The sequence below is a fragment of the Ensifer adhaerens genome (assembly GCF_002007205.1).
In the GTDB taxonomy this organism is placed as follows: domain Bacteria; phylum Pseudomonadota; class Alphaproteobacteria; order Rhizobiales; family Rhizobiaceae; genus Ensifer; species Ensifer adhaerens_D.
Genome location: NZ_LAZS01000005.1, coordinates 488948 through 507872, shown reverse-complemented (window position 1 = coordinate 507872; position 18925 = coordinate 488948). Strand labels below are relative to the sequence as shown.

At 58.7% G+C, this 18925-nt stretch carries 22 protein-coding genes and 2 tRNA genes; 16 read left to right on the top strand and 8 right to left on the bottom strand.

Annotated features, from left to right (window positions below; genetic code table 11):
* The first annotated feature begins 188 nt into the window (after positions 1-188).
* Positions 189-380 (top strand): hypothetical protein, encoded by a 192-nt coding sequence (locus XB14_RS06230; RefSeq protein ID WP_077960784.1) that lies wholly within the window; start codon positions 189-191, stop codon positions 378-380.
* Positions 381-435: 55 nt separating this feature from the next.
* Here the strand turns inward: XB14_RS06230 and XB14_RS06225 are convergent, their stop codons facing one another.
* The gene (locus tag XB14_RS06225; RefSeq protein WP_077960783.1) at positions 436-699 is read right to left on the bottom strand and encodes a DUF1127 domain-containing protein; all 264 of its coding nucleotides are present in this window, start codon (positions 697-699) and stop codon (positions 436-438) included.
* Between the two features lie 484 nt (positions 700-1183).
* Between XB14_RS06225 and XB14_RS06220 the strand changes: the two genes are divergently transcribed.
* The 10 genes from XB14_RS06220 to XB14_RS06175 all read left to right on the top strand — a co-directional run bounded on the left by XB14_RS06220 (position 1184) and on the right by XB14_RS06175 (position 8342).
* Entirely contained in the window at positions 1184-1681 is a 498-nt protein-coding gene (locus tag XB14_RS06220; protein ID WP_077960782.1) for a hypothetical protein, read from the top strand.
* Positions 1682-2010: 329 nt separating this feature from the next.
* Positions 2011-3201: a tyrosine-type recombinase/integrase gene (locus XB14_RS06210; RefSeq protein ID WP_077960781.1), complete on the top strand. Its 1191-nt coding sequence runs from the start codon at positions 2011-2013 to the stop codon at positions 3199-3201.
* Positions 3202-3387: 186 nt separating this feature from the next.
* Positions 3388-3624: a hypothetical protein gene (locus tag XB14_RS06205; RefSeq protein ID WP_077960780.1), complete on the top strand. Its 237-nt coding sequence runs from the start codon at positions 3388-3390 to the stop codon at positions 3622-3624.
* 147 nt (positions 3625-3771) lie between these two features.
* A complete protein-coding gene (locus XB14_RS32525; RefSeq protein WP_143348252.1) occupies positions 3772-4008 on the top strand; it encodes a hypothetical protein in 237 nt (78 codons plus the stop codon).
* The gene (locus tag XB14_RS06200; protein WP_077960779.1) at positions 4005-4358 is read left to right on the top strand and encodes a hypothetical protein; all 354 of its coding nucleotides are present in this window, start codon (positions 4005-4007) and stop codon (positions 4356-4358) included. The genes XB14_RS32525 and XB14_RS06200 overlap by 4 nt, the downstream gene beginning before the upstream one ends.
* Positions 4355-5251 (top strand): toprim domain-containing protein, encoded by an 897-nt coding sequence (locus XB14_RS06195; protein WP_179119545.1) that lies wholly within the window; start codon positions 4355-4357, stop codon positions 5249-5251. The genes XB14_RS06200 and XB14_RS06195 overlap by 4 nt, the downstream gene beginning before the upstream one ends.
* Complete coding sequence (locus XB14_RS06190) at positions 5238-6413, top strand: AAA family ATPase (RefSeq protein ID WP_077960777.1); 1176 nt, start codon at positions 5238-5240, stop codon at positions 6411-6413. Before XB14_RS06195 ends, XB14_RS06190 begins: the two co-directional genes overlap by 14 nt.
* A 183-nt stretch (positions 6414-6596) precedes the next feature.
* The gene (locus XB14_RS06185) at positions 6597-7736 is read left to right on the top strand and encodes an MT-A70 family methyltransferase (protein WP_077960776.1); all 1140 of its coding nucleotides are present in this window, start codon (positions 6597-6599) and stop codon (positions 7734-7736) included.
* A 62-nt stretch (positions 7737-7798) separates the two neighbouring features.
* Positions 7799-8113, top strand: a complete 315-nt coding sequence (locus tag XB14_RS06180; protein ID WP_077960775.1) for a hypothetical protein — start codon at positions 7799-7801, stop codon at positions 8111-8113.
* Positions 8106-8342 (top strand): hypothetical protein, encoded by a 237-nt coding sequence (locus tag XB14_RS06175; RefSeq protein WP_077960774.1) that lies wholly within the window; start codon positions 8106-8108, stop codon positions 8340-8342. The genes XB14_RS06180 and XB14_RS06175 overlap by 8 nt, the downstream gene beginning before the upstream one ends.
* A 91-nt stretch (positions 8343-8433) precedes the next feature.
* On the opposite strand, the gene XB14_RS06170 is transcribed toward XB14_RS06175, so the two are convergent.
* Together XB14_RS06170 and XB14_RS06165 are read right to left on the bottom strand one after the other, a co-directional pair.
* Positions 8434-8886, bottom strand: a complete 453-nt coding sequence (locus tag XB14_RS06170) for a hypothetical protein (RefSeq protein WP_077960773.1) — start codon at positions 8884-8886, stop codon at positions 8434-8436.
* Positions 8886-10145, bottom strand: a complete 1260-nt coding sequence (locus tag XB14_RS06165) for an AAA family ATPase (protein ID WP_143348250.1) — start codon at positions 10143-10145, stop codon at positions 8886-8888. Before XB14_RS06165 ends, XB14_RS06170 begins: the two co-directional genes overlap by 1 nt.
* A gap of 121 nt (positions 10146-10266) precedes the next feature.
* Here XB14_RS06165 and XB14_RS33105 point away from each other — a divergent pair, with 121 nt between their 5' ends.
* The 3 genes from XB14_RS33105 (at position 10267) to XB14_RS06155 (ending at position 12294) form a co-directional block, all read left to right on the top strand.
* Entirely contained in the window at positions 10267-10509 is a 243-nt protein-coding gene (locus XB14_RS33105) for a hypothetical protein (RefSeq protein ID WP_179119544.1), read from the top strand.
* Between the two features lie 311 nt (positions 10510-10820).
* A complete protein-coding gene (locus XB14_RS33100; RefSeq protein WP_179119543.1) occupies positions 10821-11141 on the top strand; it encodes a hypothetical protein in 321 nt (106 codons plus the stop codon).
* The gene (locus tag XB14_RS06155) at positions 11131-12294 is read left to right on the top strand and encodes a phage major capsid protein (protein WP_179119542.1); all 1164 of its coding nucleotides are present in this window, start codon (positions 11131-11133) and stop codon (positions 12292-12294) included. Before XB14_RS33100 ends, XB14_RS06155 begins: the two co-directional genes overlap by 11 nt.
* Before the next feature lie 518 nt (positions 12295-12812).
* Here XB14_RS06155 and XB14_RS06145 read toward each other — a convergent pair.
* Together XB14_RS06145 and XB14_RS06140 are read right to left on the bottom strand one after the other, a co-directional pair.
* The gene (locus XB14_RS06145; RefSeq protein WP_179119541.1) at positions 12813-13130 is read right to left on the bottom strand and encodes a helix-turn-helix domain-containing protein; all 318 of its coding nucleotides are present in this window, start codon (positions 13128-13130) and stop codon (positions 12813-12815) included.
* A 32-nt stretch (positions 13131-13162) separates the two neighbouring features.
* A tRNA-Lys gene (locus tag XB14_RS06140) sits at positions 13163-13238 on the bottom strand.
* A gap of 363 nt (positions 13239-13601) precedes the next feature.
* Here XB14_RS06140 and XB14_RS06135 point away from each other — a divergent pair.
* A tRNA-Lys gene (locus XB14_RS06135) sits at positions 13602-13677 on the top strand.
* Between the two features lie 54 nt (positions 13678-13731).
* Here the strand turns inward: XB14_RS06135 and XB14_RS06130 are convergent.
* Entirely contained in the window at positions 13732-14649 is a 918-nt protein-coding gene (locus XB14_RS06130) for a PhzF family phenazine biosynthesis protein (protein ID WP_077960767.1), read from the bottom strand.
* A gap of 487 nt (positions 14650-15136) precedes the next feature.
* Here XB14_RS06130 and XB14_RS06125 point away from each other — a divergent pair, with 487 nt between their 5' ends.
* Positions 15137-16864, top strand: a complete 1728-nt coding sequence (locus tag XB14_RS06125; RefSeq protein ID WP_077960766.1) for a calcium-binding protein — start codon at positions 15137-15139, stop codon at positions 16862-16864.
* A 226-nt stretch (positions 16865-17090) separates the two neighbouring features.
* On the opposite strand, the gene XB14_RS06120 is transcribed toward XB14_RS06125, so the two are convergent.
* Both XB14_RS06120 and XB14_RS06115 read right to left on the bottom strand, forming a co-directional pair.
* Positions 17091-17816 carry an NUDIX hydrolase gene (locus XB14_RS06120; protein ID WP_077960765.1) on the bottom strand — a complete coding sequence of 242 codons (726 nt, stop codon included), beginning with the start codon at positions 17814-17816 and terminating at the stop codon, positions 17091-17093.
* Between the two features lie 2 nt (positions 17817-17818).
* The gene (locus XB14_RS06115) at positions 17819-18925 is read right to left on the bottom strand and encodes an endonuclease/exonuclease/phosphatase family protein (RefSeq protein WP_077960764.1); all 1107 of its coding nucleotides are present in this window, start codon (positions 18923-18925) and stop codon (positions 17819-17821) included.

Sequence of the window (18925 nt, the reverse complement as noted above, 5' to 3'; positions counted from 1 at the left end):
CTAATTGAGCAAAGCGGGCAAGCGCAGTCGCCGATATAATCAGGGAAAACCGGCAATCCGGTTGTGCGAGGCAACCTTCACGCGCCGGAGACGGCGGATCTTGCGATCAGGACGTGGGCGGCTTGCTTTCCATACCCGACCTTCACGCAACCAGCGCTATGAATACGAGGCCCGCCCACGATTTCCAAATGCGCGTCGTCTTCCTCTCTTTTCTGCTGCTTCTCTCGTCCTGCATTCCGCACATCCCGGAAGACGTTCTTGATGCCGGCTGGTGCGGGGAGATGGCGGCTGCAAAGGTCACGGCGACCGGCAAGGAGCGAGCAAACCTTGCCGCAGCGATGATCCGGCATGGCTGCGCCGCCAACCGCGCCGGCCGGTGAGCCGAGGTCATCGGCCACCGGTCGCATTGCAGCCTGAGGCCCGCTGACGCGGGCCTCAGTTGTGTCTTGTCACGGGATAACCGACCGGCATCTGCCAGAGCGAGATGTCGGCGATCTCCGGCTTTTTCACTCCCTCCTCCTCGGCACCGATGTCGCGCAGCATGCGATCGGAGAGGTGGCTGAGCTGGTTGAGCGTCCGCTGACGCCGCCAGGCAGCAACGAGGAAAGCGCCGACCGTGCGGCGGAAACCGAAGGTTCGAAACAGGTCGTCCATGATCGCCGGCAAGGCGCCAGCGGTGGTCAATTGCAATTCGCGCATGATTTTTCCCGCCGCTCGAAGCGGTCGGGTCCTCTAGATTATGGATGCGCGCGGACACGGAACTACATTCCGGCAACCGGTCACATCAAGTCAAAATGGAAGATACCAAAAGGCGGAACTCAGGACGCGCTTATGCGCCGAAGTAATGCACAGGATTACGGCACACTCGTCGTGGCGAGCGAACCATTCCACCAGAGGTGCGCATCTGAACAAAATTGATATTCATCGTATGCCTCCTCTAGTTTGAGCTCCGATTTGGCAAAAATTACACAGGATTACTCTCCAGGCAAGAGGGCAATCTGCGGGCGCATGACTGAAAGGCAGGCCTGTTGCGGATGAGCCACAGCTGGCGGTTGCGCGCTATACTGCCCGCTCGGTGCGACTTTCAACGCGACCAGCGGGATCGAGCACTACTCCGAATGGATTGTCGAAGTTGTGCGCGAAAAGCGCTAAAATTTACGCTTTCGCAACCTGGGGGGAAGCCATGAACATCTACATCGTTACTGCTCTCAGTATAGCATGCGCTATTGTTGGAGCACTGCTCGTGTTTGCGCCGGTGAACAAGTATCATCGCTTTAGCGCGAAGGAAGTAGGTGCGATCGGAGGTATCTTCGTGTTCCTCGGTGTCGTGCTTATGACGACGTTCAAGTGGAGCGAGGTCGTCCTGGAAGTCTCCGGGGCCAAACTTCAGCTTCTCCGCGCCGAAGACCAAATCAAAGAATTGTCGGAGCAGGTCGCGGTTCGTGATCAAGCAATCGCGTCGATCAAAGCCTCAACTGAAGCAACCAAGCAACTTGCGGCTGCTAAGGAACTTAAGACACAAGGAAACATCACCGGTGTCTGGACCACTGCGAACAACATTACACCGGAAGAGCTAAAGCAAACGCTTGAAAAATCTGGCTTTACCGTTGTTCCCACTTCAGAAATCAAGAACCTGCCCGAATTTTTAGCGAAGCGCGACCGTGATTGGGTCAGCGGATGAACCCCTTGCCTCAAGTCAAACGAAACGTCCTGAACAATTTCGCTGCAAATCGTCGCTTGAGCTATGATGCAGGAGGGAAACACAGACAGAGAAATGTACGCTTCAACGCAGATAATCAGCGCTTTAGGAGAAGTTTTGGTGGGTGATCACGGGCTCGAACCGTGGACCCGCTGATTAAGAGTCAGCGGCCATATCAATACTATCAACCACTTAACAAACGCTATCTTGCTGTTTTCATTGACTTTGTTCATTATTGCATACTATGCTTAAATATCCTATATAAGGCCTAAGCGCGCCGTAAACGCGCCGTAAAACTCCAAGGGGCCTCCATGAGCAAGGTTATTTTATCCGCCAAGGGACTGCCTGGAATGCCGCAGGGCGAGTATCTCGACCAAAACGTTCCGGGCCTCTATTTCGTTGCTGGCGTTCGCCGCAAATCGTGGCTGTTGCGCTGGCGCGCCAACGGAAAGCAATTCAAGCGAGTCCTCGGTCATTTCATCGCAAACGCGCCGAAAGACTCCGCCTCCATGGGCCTTGCCGACGCCCGCCAAGCCGCCCGCGATACGCTGGCGCGCGCCGAAATGGGGGTTCCGGTAGAGCAAGCGCCAAAAGCCGTTCATCCCAAGGACGCGCTTACGGTTGAAACGCTGTTGAACAATTACGAGAAAATGCGGATCGCCAAGGGCGAGAAAATCAAGTCGCTACCGCTGGCCATGCGGACGCTTCGCAACGACCTGAAACCGCATTTCGGGATTCCCGCCGCCATGTTCGGCAAAGCGGAATTGCGCGTCGTTAGAGATAAAATCCATGCGCGCGCGCCGCATCAGGCGTCGGCCTTCCTGCGCTACGCGGGGCCGGTCTGGCGTTGGGCCAGCGCCGAGGACTTGGTTCCCACAAACCCGGTTCCCGACGTTCTGAAAATCCAGCCGGTAACGAAGCGCAAGCGGGTTCTGACGCATGCGGAAATCCGCAAAATCTGGAAGGCGGCTGGCGAGATGGAAGGCACGCGCGGGGACGCGGCGAAAAACTACGGGCGCATGGTTCGCTTTCTGCTTGTAACCGGGCAGCGGCGCGACGAGGCGGCAAGCCTTCTCCATGGCGATATCTTGGACGGGCGCTGGAAGATCGAGGAGGAGTCGACAAAGGCGGGCCGCGAACAGCGGCTGAAGTTGCCCGCCTTGGCCTTGGAAACAATTGGCAAGGGCGAGGCCCGCAAGCTGGTTTTCGAGGGCGTAAGCGGCGGCAAGATTTCAGGGTTTTCGCGGCTGAAAGCCGACCTCGATACGGCTTGCGGCGTTACCGGCTGGCGGCATCATGATCTTCGCCGCACCGTTGCCTCAGAAATGCAGGAACTCGGCGTCGACCATATGACCATCGAGGGGGTTTTGAACCATGCCATACCGGGCGTGGCGGGCGTCTACATGCGCGCCAGCCTCGATAGGGCCAAGGCCGAGGCGCTGGAAAAATGGGCCGCAAGGCTTTCAAAGATACTGGCAGGCAGCGCGATAGCAGCAAAGTAAATTTTACCACTCTGGTAAAATGTTCTTGAAACCAAAGTAAAAACAATGGCGAGGCTCGGAAACGGGCCGCGTTTTGTCATTTTGGCAAACTATATCGCAATATTTCCTATTGCGTTCCGGTTTTGTTTCTGGCCACAATAGCGCGGGGTTGTATGAAAGGCGGTCATCTTTCAGGGTAACGACGCCATGCAAGAGCAACAGGAAGACGACGAATTCAGCTACTATCGCGCCGATGATCTTATCAACCGGCGGATTGTTAAGAGCCGCGTCGAAGTTTGTCGCCTTGTCCGCACTAGCGGATTTCCGCCGCCGGTAAAAATGGGCGACTCAATGCAAAGCGGCGCGCTCTATCCCCGCCGCGAAGTCCATGCGTGGTTGCGCGCCCGCGCCGCCCGCCGCCGCAAAACAGAAACCGCCGAGTAAACAACAGAACACCGCCGGAGGCCCGACGGCGCGCTGTTTTTCTGGCGTGGCTTGTGACTACTTTGCCGCCCCGAAAATAATGCCGCCGGTCTCCCGCCGCAAGAGGAGCCGCGCCGTGCAACCCCGTACTGAAACCTCGGTGCTGTAATGCCAGCGCGGCGCGGAAATATCCCCGCCGCCGCTCAAGCCCCCCGTGCGGAAAATCATTTTACCAATTTGGCAAAAAAGCAGCCCGACAGCGCCCTTGCCGAAATCGCCGTCCAGTTCGAGCGCTATATGGCGCGGCGGCTGCTTTGCGAGGTTGAAACCTTGCGCGCGCTTCTCGATTGCCGGGAGGCCGATTGCGACCGGCTATGGGGCTTGCTTGACGAGGCCCGCCCATGAACCTTCCCGCCGAACTCCAAACCTCGCCCCCACAATCCGGCATTTCCTGCATCGGCTGGCATGCCGCCAACGGCCAGGGCGCGCTCAAGGGTTTCGCTGATCTGCACATAACCGCCTTCCGCCTGCGCCTTCATGGCTGCGCGGTTTTCGATACGGGGAGCCGCCAATGGGTCGCGTTGCCTTCCCGGCCCTTGCTCGACAGGGACGGCCAGCCGGTTCGCCATGAGGACGGCAAGCCGAAGTACCAGCCGCTGGTAAGTTTTGACGACGCGGCCATGGCCAAACGGTTTTCCGCCGCCGCCCTTGAGGCGGTCGCCCAATACGTCCCCGGCCTATGGGGGCGGCCATGAGCGATTATCAGACGCTTGCGCTACTGTTGGGCCGCCGAGATATGGCTGACGTTGCCTGCCCCTCATGCGGGCCTTTCCGGCACTCGCCCGCCAACCGCATGCGCCGAGTCCTGCGGCTCTGGCGGCTTTCCCCCGAAACAATATCCCATTGTTGCGCCCGCTGCGGCTGGGAGGGGTTCGCGGGTTCCGGCCAGCCGGAACGGGAACTGTCGGCTCATGAGAAACGCGAGCGCTACCGGCGGTTCGAGCAGGCCAGGCGGGACCAGCAACGGGCGGAAGCGCGCCGCCAGCAGTTCGCCGCCCAGTTATGGCGCGAAAGCCTCGATAGCCGCCATACATGGGTAGAAAACTATTTGAACATGCGCGGGATAGAACTGCCCGCCGAGGATTATTTGCGCCGTCGAACCTTGCGGTTTCATCCGTTCGTCCCGTTTGGCCGCGACGACCCGCGCCGCCCAGGGCCTACGCTTCTCTGCGCCTTCGAACCGATCCTCAACCGGGGCGAACCGCTGGCCGATCCGCCGGTTACGGCAATCCACCGCATACGCGGGCGCGGCCATGCCAACAAGAAAATGTTGGGGCCGGTCAAGGGCCAAGCGGTCATGATTTCGCCGTTCGAGCGCGTGGGCGATACGCTCAACATTTGCGAGGGCGTCGAAACCGGCCTCAAGCTTTACCAGCGCGGGGTAAGGCCGCTTTGGGCCATGGGTTCGGCGGGCGGTATTGCCGCGCTGCCAATCCTCGAAAAGGTTCGACGGCTGGCGATATGGGCCGACAACGACGAAACCGGCATTGGGGCCGCAAGGCGCTGCGCGGAACGTTGGGCCGCCGCCGGTTCGAGGGCCGTTATCCTTTACCCGCCGCAGGAGGGCCGCGACCATGGCGAAACGTGAGCCGCCGCGCGAGCCCGACGAGGTTCGGGAGGACGATTTCGAGCGCATAGAAACCTACCTGCCGCCGAACGGCCATGGCGAGCCGCAAATCGCTATCCCGACCAAAACGCTGGCCGCGATTACCCGCACACCGCCCAAGCCGCGCGCATTTCTGGACGAACGGGGTTTGCTGCCGATTGGCAATGTAACGCTGCTGACCGGCGACGGCGGCACCGGCAAATCGTTGCTGGCGCTGCAACTCGCCATGGCCGTCGCCTCTGGCGGCGCATGGCTGAACGGTAGCGTTCGCCAAGGCAAGGTTTTGTATCTCAGCGCCGAGGAGGACGAGGACGAGATAAACCGCAGGGCTTGCGAAATCGCGGCAGGAGAACGGCTCGACCTTGCCGCTATGGCCGCGCTGGAAATCATGAGCCTTGTCGGCGACGACGCGGTTCTGGCCTTGGAGGCCAAAGGGCGGCTTGTCCCTACCAGCCTGTTCGAGCGCTTGAGCCTCACCATGGCCAAGGTACAGCCGGGATTGCTTACACTCGATAACTTGGCAGACGCCTATGCGGGCAACGAAAACAGCCGCCCGCAGGCGCGGCAGTTCATTGGCATGTTGCGGCGGCTGGCCGTCCGGCACCAATGCGTGGTCCTGTTGTTGGGCCACCCCTCGCTGACCGGCATTAATACCGGCACCGGCCTGTCGGGCTCGACCGCCTGGAACAACTCCGTCCGCTCAAGGCTGTATCTGCGGGACGCTGGCGAGAACGACGGCGCGCACGAAGGCGACAGCGCGGCCAAGGTACTTGAAAGCATGAAAGCCAATTACGGCCCCAAGGGGATCAAGCTGAACCTGCGGTGGGATTGCGGCGCGCTGGTTTGCACCGACAGGCCGGATCGGGCCGGGAGCGATATCGGCAGGCAGGACAAGGCGAGGCGGGTATTCGTGGCCATCCTCCGCTTTCATAACGAAAACCATATCACCGCGTCGGCGGGGCCAACAGCAGGCAACTATGCGCCCAAGCTGTTCTACCCCGATCCGCTCAACGAAAACATCTCGATCAAAGAGCTTGCCGCCGCCATGCGCTGGCTGCTGGCAAACGGCAAGATCGCCAACGTTTTGCATGGCCCGAAATCGAAAGAAACGCGTCGCTTGGAGGTTGTTGAATGCAACTTCTAGAGCCTGTTCGCGCCCCCCTTTTTCCTGCCTGTTCCCGCCTCGGCGGTTTGCCAATGTTTTCAGTAACATGGCCACCTGTTCGCGCCCCCCCTATTACTACGTAATACAGGGGGCCTTGGGAGGCCCCTCATTTACGTATCGAAGGCCGCCGCCGGGAGGGCGGCAAAATGGGAGGAAACAGGCATGCAGGGGACAGAGAAACGCCCCATTGAATCAATCCGCGTCGGCAAGCGCCATAGGGTCGTCATAGGCGATCTTACAAGCCTCGCCGCCTCGATAGCTGAAATCGGTTTGCTGCAGCCAATTGTCATAAAACCGGACGGCAGCCTAATAGCCGGCGAACGGCGGTTGGCGGCGGCGCGGCTTTTGGGCTGGCAGGAAATCCCCGTAAGGGTAGTCGATATTGCCTCGATAGTTCGCGGCGAACTGGCGGAGAACCAAGAGCGAAAACAGTTCCTCCCCTCCGAACAGGTCGCAATTGCCAAGGACGTTGAGGACGAGGAACGGGCGGCGGCCCAAGAACGAATAGACGCGGCGCGCCACAGAAATGGCTCCGCCAACTTGGCGGGGCCAAATGGCGAATCCCGCGACAAGGTTGCCGCTCGGATCGGGGCCAAGCGGACGACGTTGGCCAAAGCCAAGGAACTGGTCGAGGCGGCGGAAGCGGAGCCGGAAAAATACGGCAAGCTGGTCGAGGATATGGACCGAACCGGGCGCGTGGACGGGCCGTTCAGGCGGCTGGTCGTTGCGCGAAAGGCGGAAGCCATACGGCGGGAAACGCCGCCGTTGCCGGCGCGCGGGCCATATCGCGTTATCGTTGCCGACCCGCCATGGCCGTATGATATCGAGGACGATGACCCGGCTTTCCGGGCTACCTATCTTTACCCGACAATGTCCATTGATCAAATTTGCACGCTGGACGTTGCAGCGCTTGCGCACCCGGATTCGATCCTTTGGCTATGGACGACGAACTATCATTTGCGGCAGGCGTTCGAGGTTCTGGACGCTTGGGGGTTCGAGCATAAAACCATGCTGACGTGGGCCAAAGACCGAATGGGGCAAGGCTTTTGGCTCCGGGGGCAAACCGAGCATTGCCTGTTCGCCGTTCGGGGAAAGCCGGTTGTCGAGCTTGCGGCTATGAGCACTTTGCTGCGCGCGCCCGTAAGGGATCACTCGCAAAAGCCGGAGGAGTTCTATGCGCTGGTCGAGGACCTTTGCCCGGCGCCCCGGTATGCAGAGCTTTTCAGCAGACACGAACGGCCAAATTGGGATGGACACGGCGATGAAAGCCAGACCTTCCGGGTTGCGCTCGCAGGGGAATAGCCCCGTCTTCGTTTCCCCCGTCCTCTCTGCTATCCTTCGCCTTGGGAAACAGCAGGAGAGCCATGCGCAGGGAGGCCAGCGCCATGAATGCTCACGTTCCCGAACCCCATGGCCATGAGCCGGAGCCGAGCGAGAACCGGCGAACACTCTCCCTTTTCAAAGCCCGCATGGAAACTATACGCGCCCGCTTGGGCGGCGAGGCGACAAGCCCGCGCGCTTTCCTGATAGAGGTCGTCCGCGCTTTCGTTCGCAAGGGCCGTCGCCCGTTTACGCAATCGGAACTGGATCAGCTCAGCGATAGGCAGTTGGCCGAATATGCCAGCTACGTCGCCATTTGGTTCGAGCGCATGACGGACGAGGAGTTCGGCGATGAGTAACGCGCTCGCGCTGCCGTTCTTCCGCTCTCTTCGATTGGCTGGCGAACATTCGCGCGGCGAAATATCCGATAGCCAATACTGCGTGCGCCTCGTCGCGATCTTCGCCGCCGCCCAAGGCAAGCGGCTTTCCGAAGCCGAATTAGTCGAAATGGACGAAGGCAAATTGCTGACGCTCGCCACCGAAGTCGTTGGCCAGTTCGATCTCAGCGCGGAGTTGGCCGATGGCTAACAAGCTCGAAATTAAGGTCGGAGCCGATGCATCGAGGCGGTAGCTCAAGCAACGCCGACCGCTAAATCCGTTGGCAAAAGAAGGCGAACAGCTACGCTTTGAACACCTTGCTGCGGTGCTTCTTATAGACGGCCTCAGACCGTATGGTCTTAAACCCGCAAATGTCAGCTTTCACGGGCACCATACAGCCCCGGCATTTTGCAAGCCGTTTCTCGTCCGTAAAGATGTACTTTCCTCTCCCAAGCGTAGTAATGGCAAACAGGTGCGGATCATCACAGACTTTTGCGTTCGCAATCCAGGTAGCATGTTTGCCGAGGTTATCCATTAACTCTTGGACGTCAGCAGAAGGTACATCTATCCTCCTACCCTTATTTTTCATCTCTTTTAGAAAAGTAGCCAACGGTACGACGCCGCCGACCTCTCTCAAATACTTCTCTTGATCCGTGAACAAAAATCGCACGCCACTTGATTTCCCCAGTTGCTTAATGATCCTTCGAAACCAATCTTTAGAGAAAGCTGACACGTCAATTAGTACTATTGCCATTAGAACATGGTCCGCATTAGCTCATTAAGCTGGAAATCTCGATAATTCTCAGGCGGATCCACTATCTCACCATCAGTTCCAATTTCGATAATGGTGCAATGGTTTCCGTCCTCACGATTCTCACAGAACAATACTCTGGCAGGCTTAACCTCACTCTTCTCCTTGATGTTTATGCGGAAGCGATCGATTAGGTAGTCACTGTGTGTTTCGATAACGAACCACATAGAATCATCTGCCATACTGAAGATGAATTCTCCGAGCGCAGCTTGGGCGATGGGATGAAGATGAAGCTCCGGCTGCTGCAGTAGCATAACCACAGTATCATTCGTCGCCTTTCGGAAGATCGCGTCAACTATAATTGGAACTACCTGAGATATACCTACACCGACCTGAGCGAGGGTGAAGTCTTTCCCGTGCTTCTTCACGGTTACCACAAGTGGCGACGCGGACACCTTTTTGGACAACTTTTCTACACTGAGATCCTCGAATAGCTGGCTCTCGGCACCAAATTTCCGCACCACATCTAGGTAAACGGCATCTTTCGCCTTCGTCATGTCGTGCCACATGGAAGCGAAATGCGAACCGCGAACGTTATATTTCCTGTCGTGGGTATAGAAAGGTACTGGAGACTGCCGCAGCGGCCCTATGTGGGCAGAATCATGAGGAATGGCGGGCTCGATGCTCCGCAATAAAGCTTCCCCAAACTGGCTGCCAACCAAGCGTTTGCTTATCAGTGAAAAGATGAACCCGACGGAATTCACAGAGTGCGCTTCGCCTTCGGCGTCCATGGGGAATCGCTTAAATCCACCAGGCTCTTCGTGAACACGACATAGGTCTCTCCAAGTATAGTCTGCCGGCAAGACAGAAGTCTTGAACCAGCACCCGCGCTCGGTTTGCCTAAATGTCAGACGCATACCATCGCTTACAACAGTGAACCTCTGGACAGCTGGCTGCAAAAGGTCACTACGTCGCTTCATTGTGATCAACTTAGAAACCGTTCGCTTCTTCATCGACGACTTGAAGCCAATCGTCACGTCCGCAAAAGAAAAATACGGCGAGAAGAAATCGTAACGTCCAAACGGCTCCGAGTCCTTCATTACGCGAGTTGTCTGAAGTTCTGTTGAAACAACGTAGTTTGCCAAGTTCAGAACTGAACTCTTACCAGAACTATTGTCCCCTATTAAGAAACTAGTTCCATCGAGGGGAAAATACAGCTCCCGAAATCCTCGGTAGTTCTTAGCAAATATCTCTACAGTCAATGGAGGCCCCCGAATGAGCTGCGCAGCTCTCGCGCTCAACGTAGACTACGATTCTGCTATCCTCTGCAACCGTGAGGGTTCTTTCCGCACCGATCTGTTCCAGCGCTAACTCGAAATTGAAATGGCCGGTCTCGGGGCCACTCGTTTTCGCTCCCGCACCGAGTGGAACATACAGAAGGATCGGGATCAGCGACAAGCTGGACACGAACCAAGCATCGGCAAGTTCGATATGCATTGGTTCTCGCGATACACTTGGGAAAAGGACGGCGATCGCGACCTGTTTATCGCGCAGCGTTTGCCCGATTTGGTTTATCGGTTCATCGTTCAGCGCAACCGAACATGGCGTCTGGCTCAACCGAAATAGCAGCAGCCCCCCCCCGGCCCCTTGGCACTTCATGGGGCCGGGGGGGGGGGATAGGCCGAGAGTAAGGGGGAGGCCGCCAACATCGCGGCTGGACTCGTGGTGTCGATTCCGTGAAAAAATATTTTGGGGCCTTTTGCCAAAACGGGGAAAAATACCCTCAATAACCCCTCTTGACCCGGCCTGACCGGCATTTCATTTCGGTTATTTCGGAACCGTAACAATCTGGTACAATCGAGACAGTCGCGTGGATTGCTGACCGGACCAGCTTCGAAACATTCAGCCCTTCCGCGCGCGTTTCGGAGGGTTTTTTAATGCTCAAGCCGACAATCGAAGAGTTGCGCGCGAAATATACGCCGGAGCAATTCGCCGAACTCGAACGGCAGGCAGCCAACCGCAAAATGGTTAAGCCGCCGCCGAACCGCGCCGCGCCGGTCAATGCGGGTTACGTCCATGACGTTGCCGAACTGGCGGGCCGCGCTTGGGCCAACGACGCCGCAACAATACTCACCGACGCCACAGCGCAAGTCCTTCACCAGATCAGGGAGGAGGTTCTTGCGCGGATCGAAAAGCTTGAAGCCGAAAACGCCGAATTGCGCAAACTCGTCTACGGGGAGACCTTCCATGGTGCATGACCACGCAGCCGCAGAGGAACGAATTCACCGCCATCTCGCTCAAATCAAGAGCAGCACGGTAGGGGCGCATCGCATTCTTTCGGCAATGGGCGGCAGCGAACGCCGCAAGCCCTCGCCGCGCGATATCCTGATCAAGGCCCTTGCCGCGCGCGTTATCGCCTACCCGCTGAAACGGGACGCGGCGGAAATGGCGAAGACGCTCTATGGCGAGCGGATTGCCAAGGCGGTTGCGGAACCCGATACGATTTTCAAAGCAACGGCGCCGGCGAGGACGGACAATCTCGAATGGGCGGGCGCTTTGGCGGGCGGCGAGACCGTTGCCGCGCTTCCGCTTCTCTCGCCAAACTCGACATATGCGACGTTGCATGCGCGCGGGCTAAACCTCGAATTCGGCCCCGGCGCTGCCGCCTTTAGGCTTCCTTCCCGAACCAACCCAGGCACCGAACTAGCCGGCGGTTTCGTTGGGGAGGGCGATGCCATTCCGGTCAAGAAACTGACGCTGACCAGCGGAACGGTCGTTCCGCATAAGCTTGGCGTCATTTCGACGTTTACCAGCGAAATTGCCAAGCGCAGCTTGCCCAATATCGAAGCCCTTTTGCGGGACGCCATTGCTTTCGATACGCAAGTCGCCTTGGACGCGGTTCTGCTTTCGGATACGGCGGCGACGGCGGCGAGCCCCGGCGGGATACTGGTAGGGGTAACGCCGATTGCGCCGACCGCTGGCGGCGGAATTGTTGCCTTGAGCGGCGACCTCTCGAAATTGGCCGAGGCAATCCCTTACAGCACCGATCTCGTCTATCTGCTGCCGTTGGCCGAATACCAGCGGGCGCTGATCCTTGCGCCCGCGCTGGCCGGTTCGTTCGTGATTGCCCCGGCGCTACCGGCCAAACGGATCGTTGCGGTCGACAGCTCTGATTTCGCCTCGGTAGAAAACGCGCCGGAGTTCGATATCAGTTCCGAAGCGGCGATCCATGAGGAAGACACCGCGCCTTTGCCGCTCGCTACCGGAACGGCGGGGGCTGGCGCTATTACCGCCGCCCCGGTTCGGGAGCTTTATCAAACCGACGTTTTGGGCCTGCGCATGTTGTGCGAAATTACATGGGCCATGAGGCGCGCCAACCGCGTTCAAACGATCACAGGGATCACGTGGTAAACCCGGCGGGGGGGGAGAAAAGCCTGATAGAACTTCGGCAGAGTCTGCCGAAGTTACCAAGTCATTACGTTTTCCTTGTTGGCTTTCCGGGTATTCCAGCGCCAACAGCATGGCTTTCTGGCTTGCGGTGGAAAACCCTTTAGTTTGTGAAAGGTTTTCGGGAAACAAATTCCCAAGAGTCTTGGCAATTTCGAACGCTTGAAATTCTCAATAGTTTGCCGCGCCAGCGATAAGCGAAGACTCTTCGCTCATGTTTCGAAGGGAAACGTGAATCCCCCAAGAGTGTTGGGGGTTTTGCTTGCCCGCCTACCGCCCAAACCGGGGTTGGCAGTTCGGATGATGCCGGATTGGCGGCGCTTTCCCGGCCAGCAAACGCAGGCGGGCCGCCAGTTCGCGGGAGGGCTCCGCCCGCCCAAACCTCAAGCAATAGAAAACCTCGTCGGTGATATCGAGCGCGCGGGCCAAGCCAGCGGGTTTCCAGCCTTTGGCAAGCAAAGCCTCGATGATCGTTCGAGGGCTCATCGACCCGGCCTCCGCGCATTGAACAGCTTTTCGATCCGCTCGACGGTTTCGCAGGCGGGTTGCCGCGCCTCGCCGCTGGCCAGCCTCCAAACAGTGTTGCGGCTGACATGCGCGGCTCTGGCGATCTCTGAACGTGATACCCCGCCCGCCTCAAGGGCTTCTATCATGAGCGCGGCGCGCTGTTGCGGGGAAGGTTCGCGAGGCATGGGGCCAAGGATAAAACGCGCTGGCGGAATCGGAAAGGCCAATGCATCGGCGGCGCGCCGTAAAACGCGCCGTAAAACGATAAAGGCCAGTCCGCTGGAACTGGCCATTTTCGATATCATATTGATATTAAAGAGATATTTGGTGGGTGATCACGGGCTCGAACCGTGGACCCGCTGATTAAGAGTCAGCTGCTCTACCAACTGAGCTAATCACCCATCCGCGACCGCTGCGGCGTGTCCCGCTGCTGTCGTGAGGGGGCGTATAAAGGCGTTCGATTGGGTTGTCCAGCGGCTTTGTGAAATTTTTTTGAAAAACCGTGCATGACAAAGCGAAGCCCTGTGAAGAACAGGTTGCCTAGCAAAGGCGGGCGCCTTCCTTGAGGGCCGGCACGGCCGTCACTGACACAGAGGGGAGACAACGAGGGACGAAACCCGCTTTCAGCCATTACGCGCGCGCAACGAACAGGAGTTGATTTTCACACTGCGCCGAGATTGATACCTCGGTTGTGATTTATCGATAAGGCGATGAGATTTCCTCTTGAGTGCGACAGCCTCGTGCGCTAAAGCCACGCCACGGATGGGTGATTAGCTCAGTTGGTAGAGCAGCTGACTCTTAATCAGCGGGTCCACGGTTCGAGCCCGTGATCACCCACCAATTTTCTCCTAAAGCGCTGATTAAGTTGAATTTTCCAAAACACACATCTGTGCCTCAGACGTAGAGTTCGCCGGATGCGATCTTCACCGCATGGCCGCCGATACGGGCGTTGCTGATCTCGCCGCCCGAGATGTCGAGATGCAGGTGGATGAAGGACGGGCGTCGCATTTCCACGCCCTGCTCGACGAGCACCGGGTGGTGGCCGTCGACGAACTGGTCGAAATAGTGGATCGCGCCGGAAAGGGCTGCCACGGCCGAGCCGGTGGCCGGATCCTCGAGATTGCCGGCACCGGGCCCGAACTTGCGGGCGTGGAAACGGGCCGTGTGGTTCACCCCGCCGCGGCAATAGACATAGGCCGCGGCAAGCCGCCCTTCCGCCATCGGCGTCAACTGCTCCCAGCGCAGCGAATCGAACTCGATCGCGGCGGCCGCCGCCACGTCGTGCACCGGCACCATGACGAAGGGTGCGCCCGCGCTCCAGAACGAAGGCACGTGATTCTCGAAACCGATCTGCGAGAGCTTCAGGCTCAGCGCATCGGCGATTGCCTGCCGGTCGAAGCGGGCGTCGAGCCGCACGGATTTTCGTGGCAGGTCGAACTCGGCAAAGCTCGCCTGCCCGGCCTTCAGCCGCACCGCACAGCGCACCGGCCCCACCTTTTCCTCCAGCACCTGAACGATATCGATGCCCTCCTCGATCGCGCCGTGCTGGGCCTCGGCGATCGCGATCGCCGCGCCGACCGTCGGGTGGCCTGCGAAGGGCAACTCCTGGAAGGGGGTGAAGATCCGGAGCTTTGCCGTATGCGCAGCACCGCCGGGCCTGCGGATGAACACCGTCTCCGACAGGTTGAACTCCTGCGCGATCGCCTGCATCGCTTCATCGTCGAGCCAGTCGGCACCGAAGACCACGGCCAGCGGATTGCCTTCCAGTCGCCTGTCGGTGAAGACGTCGTAGATCGCGTAGCTGAGCGCCATTCATGTCCCCTTGCGAATATGCGCGAACTTTGCAGCGTCGGGACGCGGGCGGCAAGGCTTAAAAGCACCCGTGCACAGCTCGGCGCGGATCACGATTTCTTTAACCTCGGCGCCGCCTCTGACATCTGTCCCCGTCGCATGAGCACCTCCCATCTTGCTCAACAGCCCGCGGCACGCAGTTACCGCGCTCCGTCATCTCGACAACAGTAGCAAAAGCCGAAGGAAACATCAGAAAATACTAACAATCTAAATCCAAGTCTTGCCAGCCGTCACGCGACTGGCTCTGGCGCTTCGGGCTAGCGTCATTGGCCTCAATGCCAGTTGCTCCAGTATCTCGCCGGTTTTCAGTTATTTACATGACAGTGATGGATATTGATTTAAGTTTTGAATTATAATTGAAGTACAATAAAATTACTGTACTTAGTAAACATAATACTTGTTTGAAATTGTTGTTTGATTATAAATTCTTTTCAGGAGGACGAAAACAATGGCAAAGATAGTCGGCACTGATGCGAACGACACCCTGTTCGGGACAGACGAAAACGACAATATCTGGGGTCTCGGCGCCAATGACACGCTGGACGGCGGGCTTGGGAACGATTTTCTCTATGGTGGGACCGGTAACGACCGCCTGATGAGTTTCAGCGGCTATGACGAGCTCGATGGCGGCGATGGCGATGACCGGCTGGAACTCAACGGAACGGGCGGCGTGGCACGGGGAGGTGCCGGCATCGATACGCTGGTCATCGATCTTTCGGGGACGGGCAACCGAGTCACGTTTAACGGCATGAACCGCCACGTAACCTTCGGCGACCCGGCTGAGACCGACAATCACATCTTCTACCGCGGCATTGAGCGGCTGGAACTGACGACCGGTAGCGGCAAGGACATTGTTGAGGGTGGCACGGGTGACGACGTGATCTCGACCGGAGACGGCGCGGACATCATCGGCGGCCAGTCATTGCCGAACACCCATAATCAAATGAGTTCCCTGGGTGCTGATGTTATCGACGCCGGTGCGGGCAACGACACGATAATCGATCGGTTCGGGGCCAATTATCTTTCTGGCGGCAGTGGCGACGACAGCATCACAACGACACTTTCATCTGCCGAACTCGACGGCGGCGACGGTGACGACACGTTACGGTTCGAGGATGCGGATCGGACCGATGATGTCACGGTCGATGTGGTCAATGGCGTTACATCGACCGGTACCGCCTTTCACAATTTTGAGCGGGTTTACGCACATACCGGCAGCGGCAATGATACTTTGCTCGGTGGCCTCAGCCGCGACAACCTCTTCGGCGGCAATGGGGCCGACCGCCTGTTTGGCGGCGAAAACAATGACTATCTCTATGGCGAAGGCGGTGATGACCGCCTTGAAGGCGGTGCCGGAGTCGACTCACTTAGTGGGGGTGAAGGCGATGACTACCTCTCTGGAGGCGACGGTATTGACTTCCTCGATGGTGATGAAGGCAATGACACGTTATTCGGCGGTGAAGGCAATGATTGGCTCGATAACCGCTACGGTGGCGCCGATATGCTCGACGGCGGCAATGGTGATGACCATTTCGCGGTCGTTAATTCCAATACGACCGAGATAACCACCGTCAGGGCCGGCGCCGGTCAAGACACGATCTTTGCCGCTCGACTAACCGACATTGATGGCGGCGATGGCCACGATACGCTTGAGATCACCGTCCCCGATCTATCGGCTGCGATCAATGTTGACGCCGCGAGTGGAACAAGCTCAACGGGTTTGACTTTTGTCAATGTCGAAGATTTCGAGATACGCGTTTTCGGTGACCATGATGACACCCTACGCGGCGCCGCCGGTAACGATATTATCCAGGGAGGAAGCGGCGATGACCTTCTCGAGGGGCGCGGCGGCAATGACCACATCTTCGGCCAGCAGGGAGCAGATCGTCTGATCGGCGGTGAGGGCGCTGACACATTCCACTGGAGTGGATTTGAGGTTCGCCATAGCAGCATCGATCATATCGTCGATTTTGACACCCAAAGTGGCGACGTGATCGAGTTGGGAGGCTTCTATCCTGGCGACACCAACATCTATAATTTCGATTCCTTTGTGGCTGCCTCGCATGACACAGAGGAGGGTCTCTATGTAGCCTTTCATGGTGAAACCGAAGGCATCCTCATCGAAGGCGTTTCGCTTGCGGACTTATCTGCCGACGATATTGCTTTCACGTGGTGAGACTGCAGTGTCGGTGGCTGGTCGGGTGGAAGTCCGTTTTCCACCCTGCGCGGTCCTTCCTGATTGTTGGGATGCAACGACCGAGGGGCGCGGGCATGTGTGAAGGCGTGGCAGTTCGTCCTGCGCATCAACGGGGCCCAATGCGCAAGCAGACGCGCGCGGCATAAGCACTACAAATACAAAAAGATAGCGCGATTTATTGATTCATGGTCGTGGCGAGCGGATGTTACCGAAACAGCCACTCCAGAATGGGCGGAATGAAGGGCGGATAGTTGTGCGCGTGGGGATCCGGACCGAAAACCGCGATCGCCTCGTCGATCTCCGGTTCGGGATCCGTGGCGATGTGCTCCGCCACGCGCGCAACCAGCGCTGCCGCCGTCTCCGGATAGCGATAGACGCGGATGAGCGTCACGGCGCGGCCCATATGCAGGAGATGATAGCCCGGCTCCACCGCGGCGAGCGTAAGGTCGATGCCGGTCTCCTCCATCGCCTCGCGGCGGATGTTGCCATCGATGTCGCAGCCGCCGTCGACGATATCCTCGGGCTCCAGCGAACCGGAGGGACTATAGACCCGCCCCGGATTGGCCGTGTGCCCGCCCATGCGCACCAGGATCAAGGCGCCGTCGGAAGACAGGATCGCCGGCATGGCAAAGAGATGAAAGGCGCTCTTCGCCCGCGTCTTCCGCCACCAGAGAAAGGTCGAATAGGGCACCACATGCCCCTCGCCTGTTACCCGCCCGTCTTCGATGCGAAGCGCCCTGAGCAGGACCATGCGCCCGTCGAAGAGATGCGGGTTGGCGGCGATCTCCCCTTGCCAGTTTTCCTCAGCCCGGGACACCTCGGCCAGATGAAACGGATGCGCTGCGCCATTGACGCGAATGTCGACGTCATCGATCGGGATGATCACACCTTCGTCCGGCCAGTGAGCCGTGTTGCTTTCAAGCGCGCTCATGCTCACACGTCCAGGGTGATGGCGACGGGGCAATGGTCGGACGCCTTCGGCCGGTCCCAGCCGGTGCGCGGATAGCGCTCCACCTCCAGCTCGGGCGGAAAGATCGTCCGGAACGGCTGGCCGCCGCGGATGACCTCGGGCACCTGGTGCGCGTTGCGCTTGGAAAGCGCCGGCGACAGCCAGATATAGTCGAGCTGGCAGAGATGCCGCTCCTGCGGCCCGCGGCTGTGAAACAGCGTCCAGCGGTCCATCACCGGCCGGCGCAGCATCGGGTTCTCGACAAAGCCGTCATGGCTGAAGACGTCGAGCGAACTCTTCTCCTCCTCGTGCGGCACGAACTGATAGCCGGTGCGCCGGTCGCCGAGGATGTTCACCTTCTCCTGGTAGTCGTTCATGTCGCCGCAGATCGCGAACATCTTGTCGGCTGTCTTCCCGCGGCCGAAGCGGCTCTCGATGATGTGGCGCACGGCCGAGGCTTCGGCCACGCGCAGCGGCATCGTCGCCTGCCGGCCGTCCAGACCCTCGCGCGCCGGCCCCATCGACTTGAAGTGCACGACGTAAAGGGTCAGCGGCCGGCCGCCGATCCGAAGATCGAGTTCCAGACAGTCGCGCTTGAAGATCCGGTCGGCCGGCCGGTTGGTGAGCGCAATCTGGTCGTTGAAGAGGTCGAGGTCCTCATAGGTGAGCCCCGCATGGCTCTTCACCTCCAGGCATTCGATCGGCTGGCCGTCGCGCGTCTCCTCGCGCATCAGCACGGCAACGTCGATGCCACGCGAATCATTGCCCTCGATCAGGTACTTCTGGCGATAGCCATTGCCGACCATGCGGAAGAGGTAGTTGTATTCGAAGGCCTGCAGCGAGGCCATGTTGTCGGCTTCCTGCAGGCAGAGGATATCGGCATCGCAATCGGCAATCGCCAAGGCCGACATCTGTCGCGTGTCGTCCGTATGCGCGATGGTGCGCGCCTCCTCCAGCCGCTGGTACTCGGCTTCCGTCTTCACATCGAAGAGCCTCAGCACCCGATCCTGTTTCAGCTGGTTGCGAAAGCCGGAAAAATCGAACCGGCTCAAGAGGTTCTCGATATTGAAGGTGGCAAGGCGAAGCGACAT

Excerpts from the sequence above, each read along its gene's own strand:
- XB14_RS06230 (WP_077960784.1), top strand. The coding sequence starts at position 189 with ATGCGCGTCGTCTTCCTCTCTTTTCTGCTGCTTCTCTCGTCCTGCATT.
- XB14_RS06225 (WP_077960783.1), bottom strand. The coding sequence starts at position 699 with ATGCGCGAATTGCAATTGACCACCGCTGGCGCCTTGCCGGCGATCATG.
- XB14_RS06220 (WP_077960782.1), top strand. The coding sequence starts at position 1,184 with ATGAACATCTACATCGTTACTGCTCTCAGTATAGCATGCGCTATTGTT.
- XB14_RS06210 (WP_077960781.1), top strand. The coding sequence starts at position 2,011 with ATGAGCAAGGTTATTTTATCCGCCAAGGGACTGCCTGGAATGCCGCAG.
- XB14_RS06205 (WP_077960780.1), top strand. The coding sequence starts at position 3,388 with ATGCAAGAGCAACAGGAAGACGACGAATTCAGCTACTATCGCGCCGAT.
- XB14_RS32525 (WP_143348252.1), top strand. The coding sequence starts at position 3,772 with ATGCCAGCGCGGCGCGGAAATATCCCCGCCGCCGCTCAAGCCCCCCGT.
- XB14_RS06200 (WP_077960779.1), top strand. The coding sequence starts at position 4,005 with ATGAACCTTCCCGCCGAACTCCAAACCTCGCCCCCACAATCCGGCATT.
- XB14_RS06195 (WP_179119545.1), top strand. The coding sequence starts at position 4,355 with ATGAGCGATTATCAGACGCTTGCGCTACTGTTGGGCCGCCGAGATATG.
- XB14_RS06190 (WP_077960777.1), top strand. The coding sequence starts at position 5,238 with ATGGCGAAACGTGAGCCGCCGCGCGAGCCCGACGAGGTTCGGGAGGAC.
- XB14_RS06185 (WP_077960776.1), top strand. The coding sequence starts at position 6,597 with ATGCAGGGGACAGAGAAACGCCCCATTGAATCAATCCGCGTCGGCAAG.
- XB14_RS06180 (WP_077960775.1), top strand. The coding sequence starts at position 7,799 with ATGCGCAGGGAGGCCAGCGCCATGAATGCTCACGTTCCCGAACCCCAT.
- XB14_RS06175 (WP_077960774.1), top strand. The coding sequence starts at position 8,106 with ATGAGTAACGCGCTCGCGCTGCCGTTCTTCCGCTCTCTTCGATTGGCT.
- XB14_RS06170 (WP_077960773.1), bottom strand. The coding sequence starts at position 8,886 with ATGGCAATAGTACTAATTGACGTGTCAGCTTTCTCTAAAGATTGGTTT.
- XB14_RS33105 (WP_179119544.1), top strand. The coding sequence starts at position 10,267 with ATGGCCGGTCTCGGGGCCACTCGTTTTCGCTCCCGCACCGAGTGGAAC.
- XB14_RS33100 (WP_179119543.1), top strand. The coding sequence starts at position 10,821 with ATGCTCAAGCCGACAATCGAAGAGTTGCGCGCGAAATATACGCCGGAG.
- XB14_RS06155 (WP_179119542.1), top strand. The coding sequence starts at position 11,131 with ATGGTGCATGACCACGCAGCCGCAGAGGAACGAATTCACCGCCATCTC.
- XB14_RS06145 (WP_179119541.1), bottom strand. The coding sequence starts at position 13,130 with ATGGCCAGTTCCAGCGGACTGGCCTTTATCGTTTTACGGCGCGTTTTA.
- XB14_RS06130 (WP_077960767.1), bottom strand. The coding sequence starts at position 14,649 with ATGGCGCTCAGCTACGCGATCTACGACGTCTTCACCGACAGGCGACTG.
- XB14_RS06125 (WP_077960766.1), top strand. The coding sequence starts at position 15,137 with ATGGCAAAGATAGTCGGCACTGATGCGAACGACACCCTGTTCGGGACA.
- XB14_RS06120 (WP_077960765.1), bottom strand. The coding sequence starts at position 17,816 with ATGAGCGCGCTTGAAAGCAACACGGCTCACTGGCCGGACGAAGGTGTG.
- XB14_RS06115 (WP_077960764.1), bottom strand. The coding sequence starts at position 18,925 with ATGTCGCTTCGCCTTGCCACCTTCAATATCGAGAACCTCTTGAGCCGG.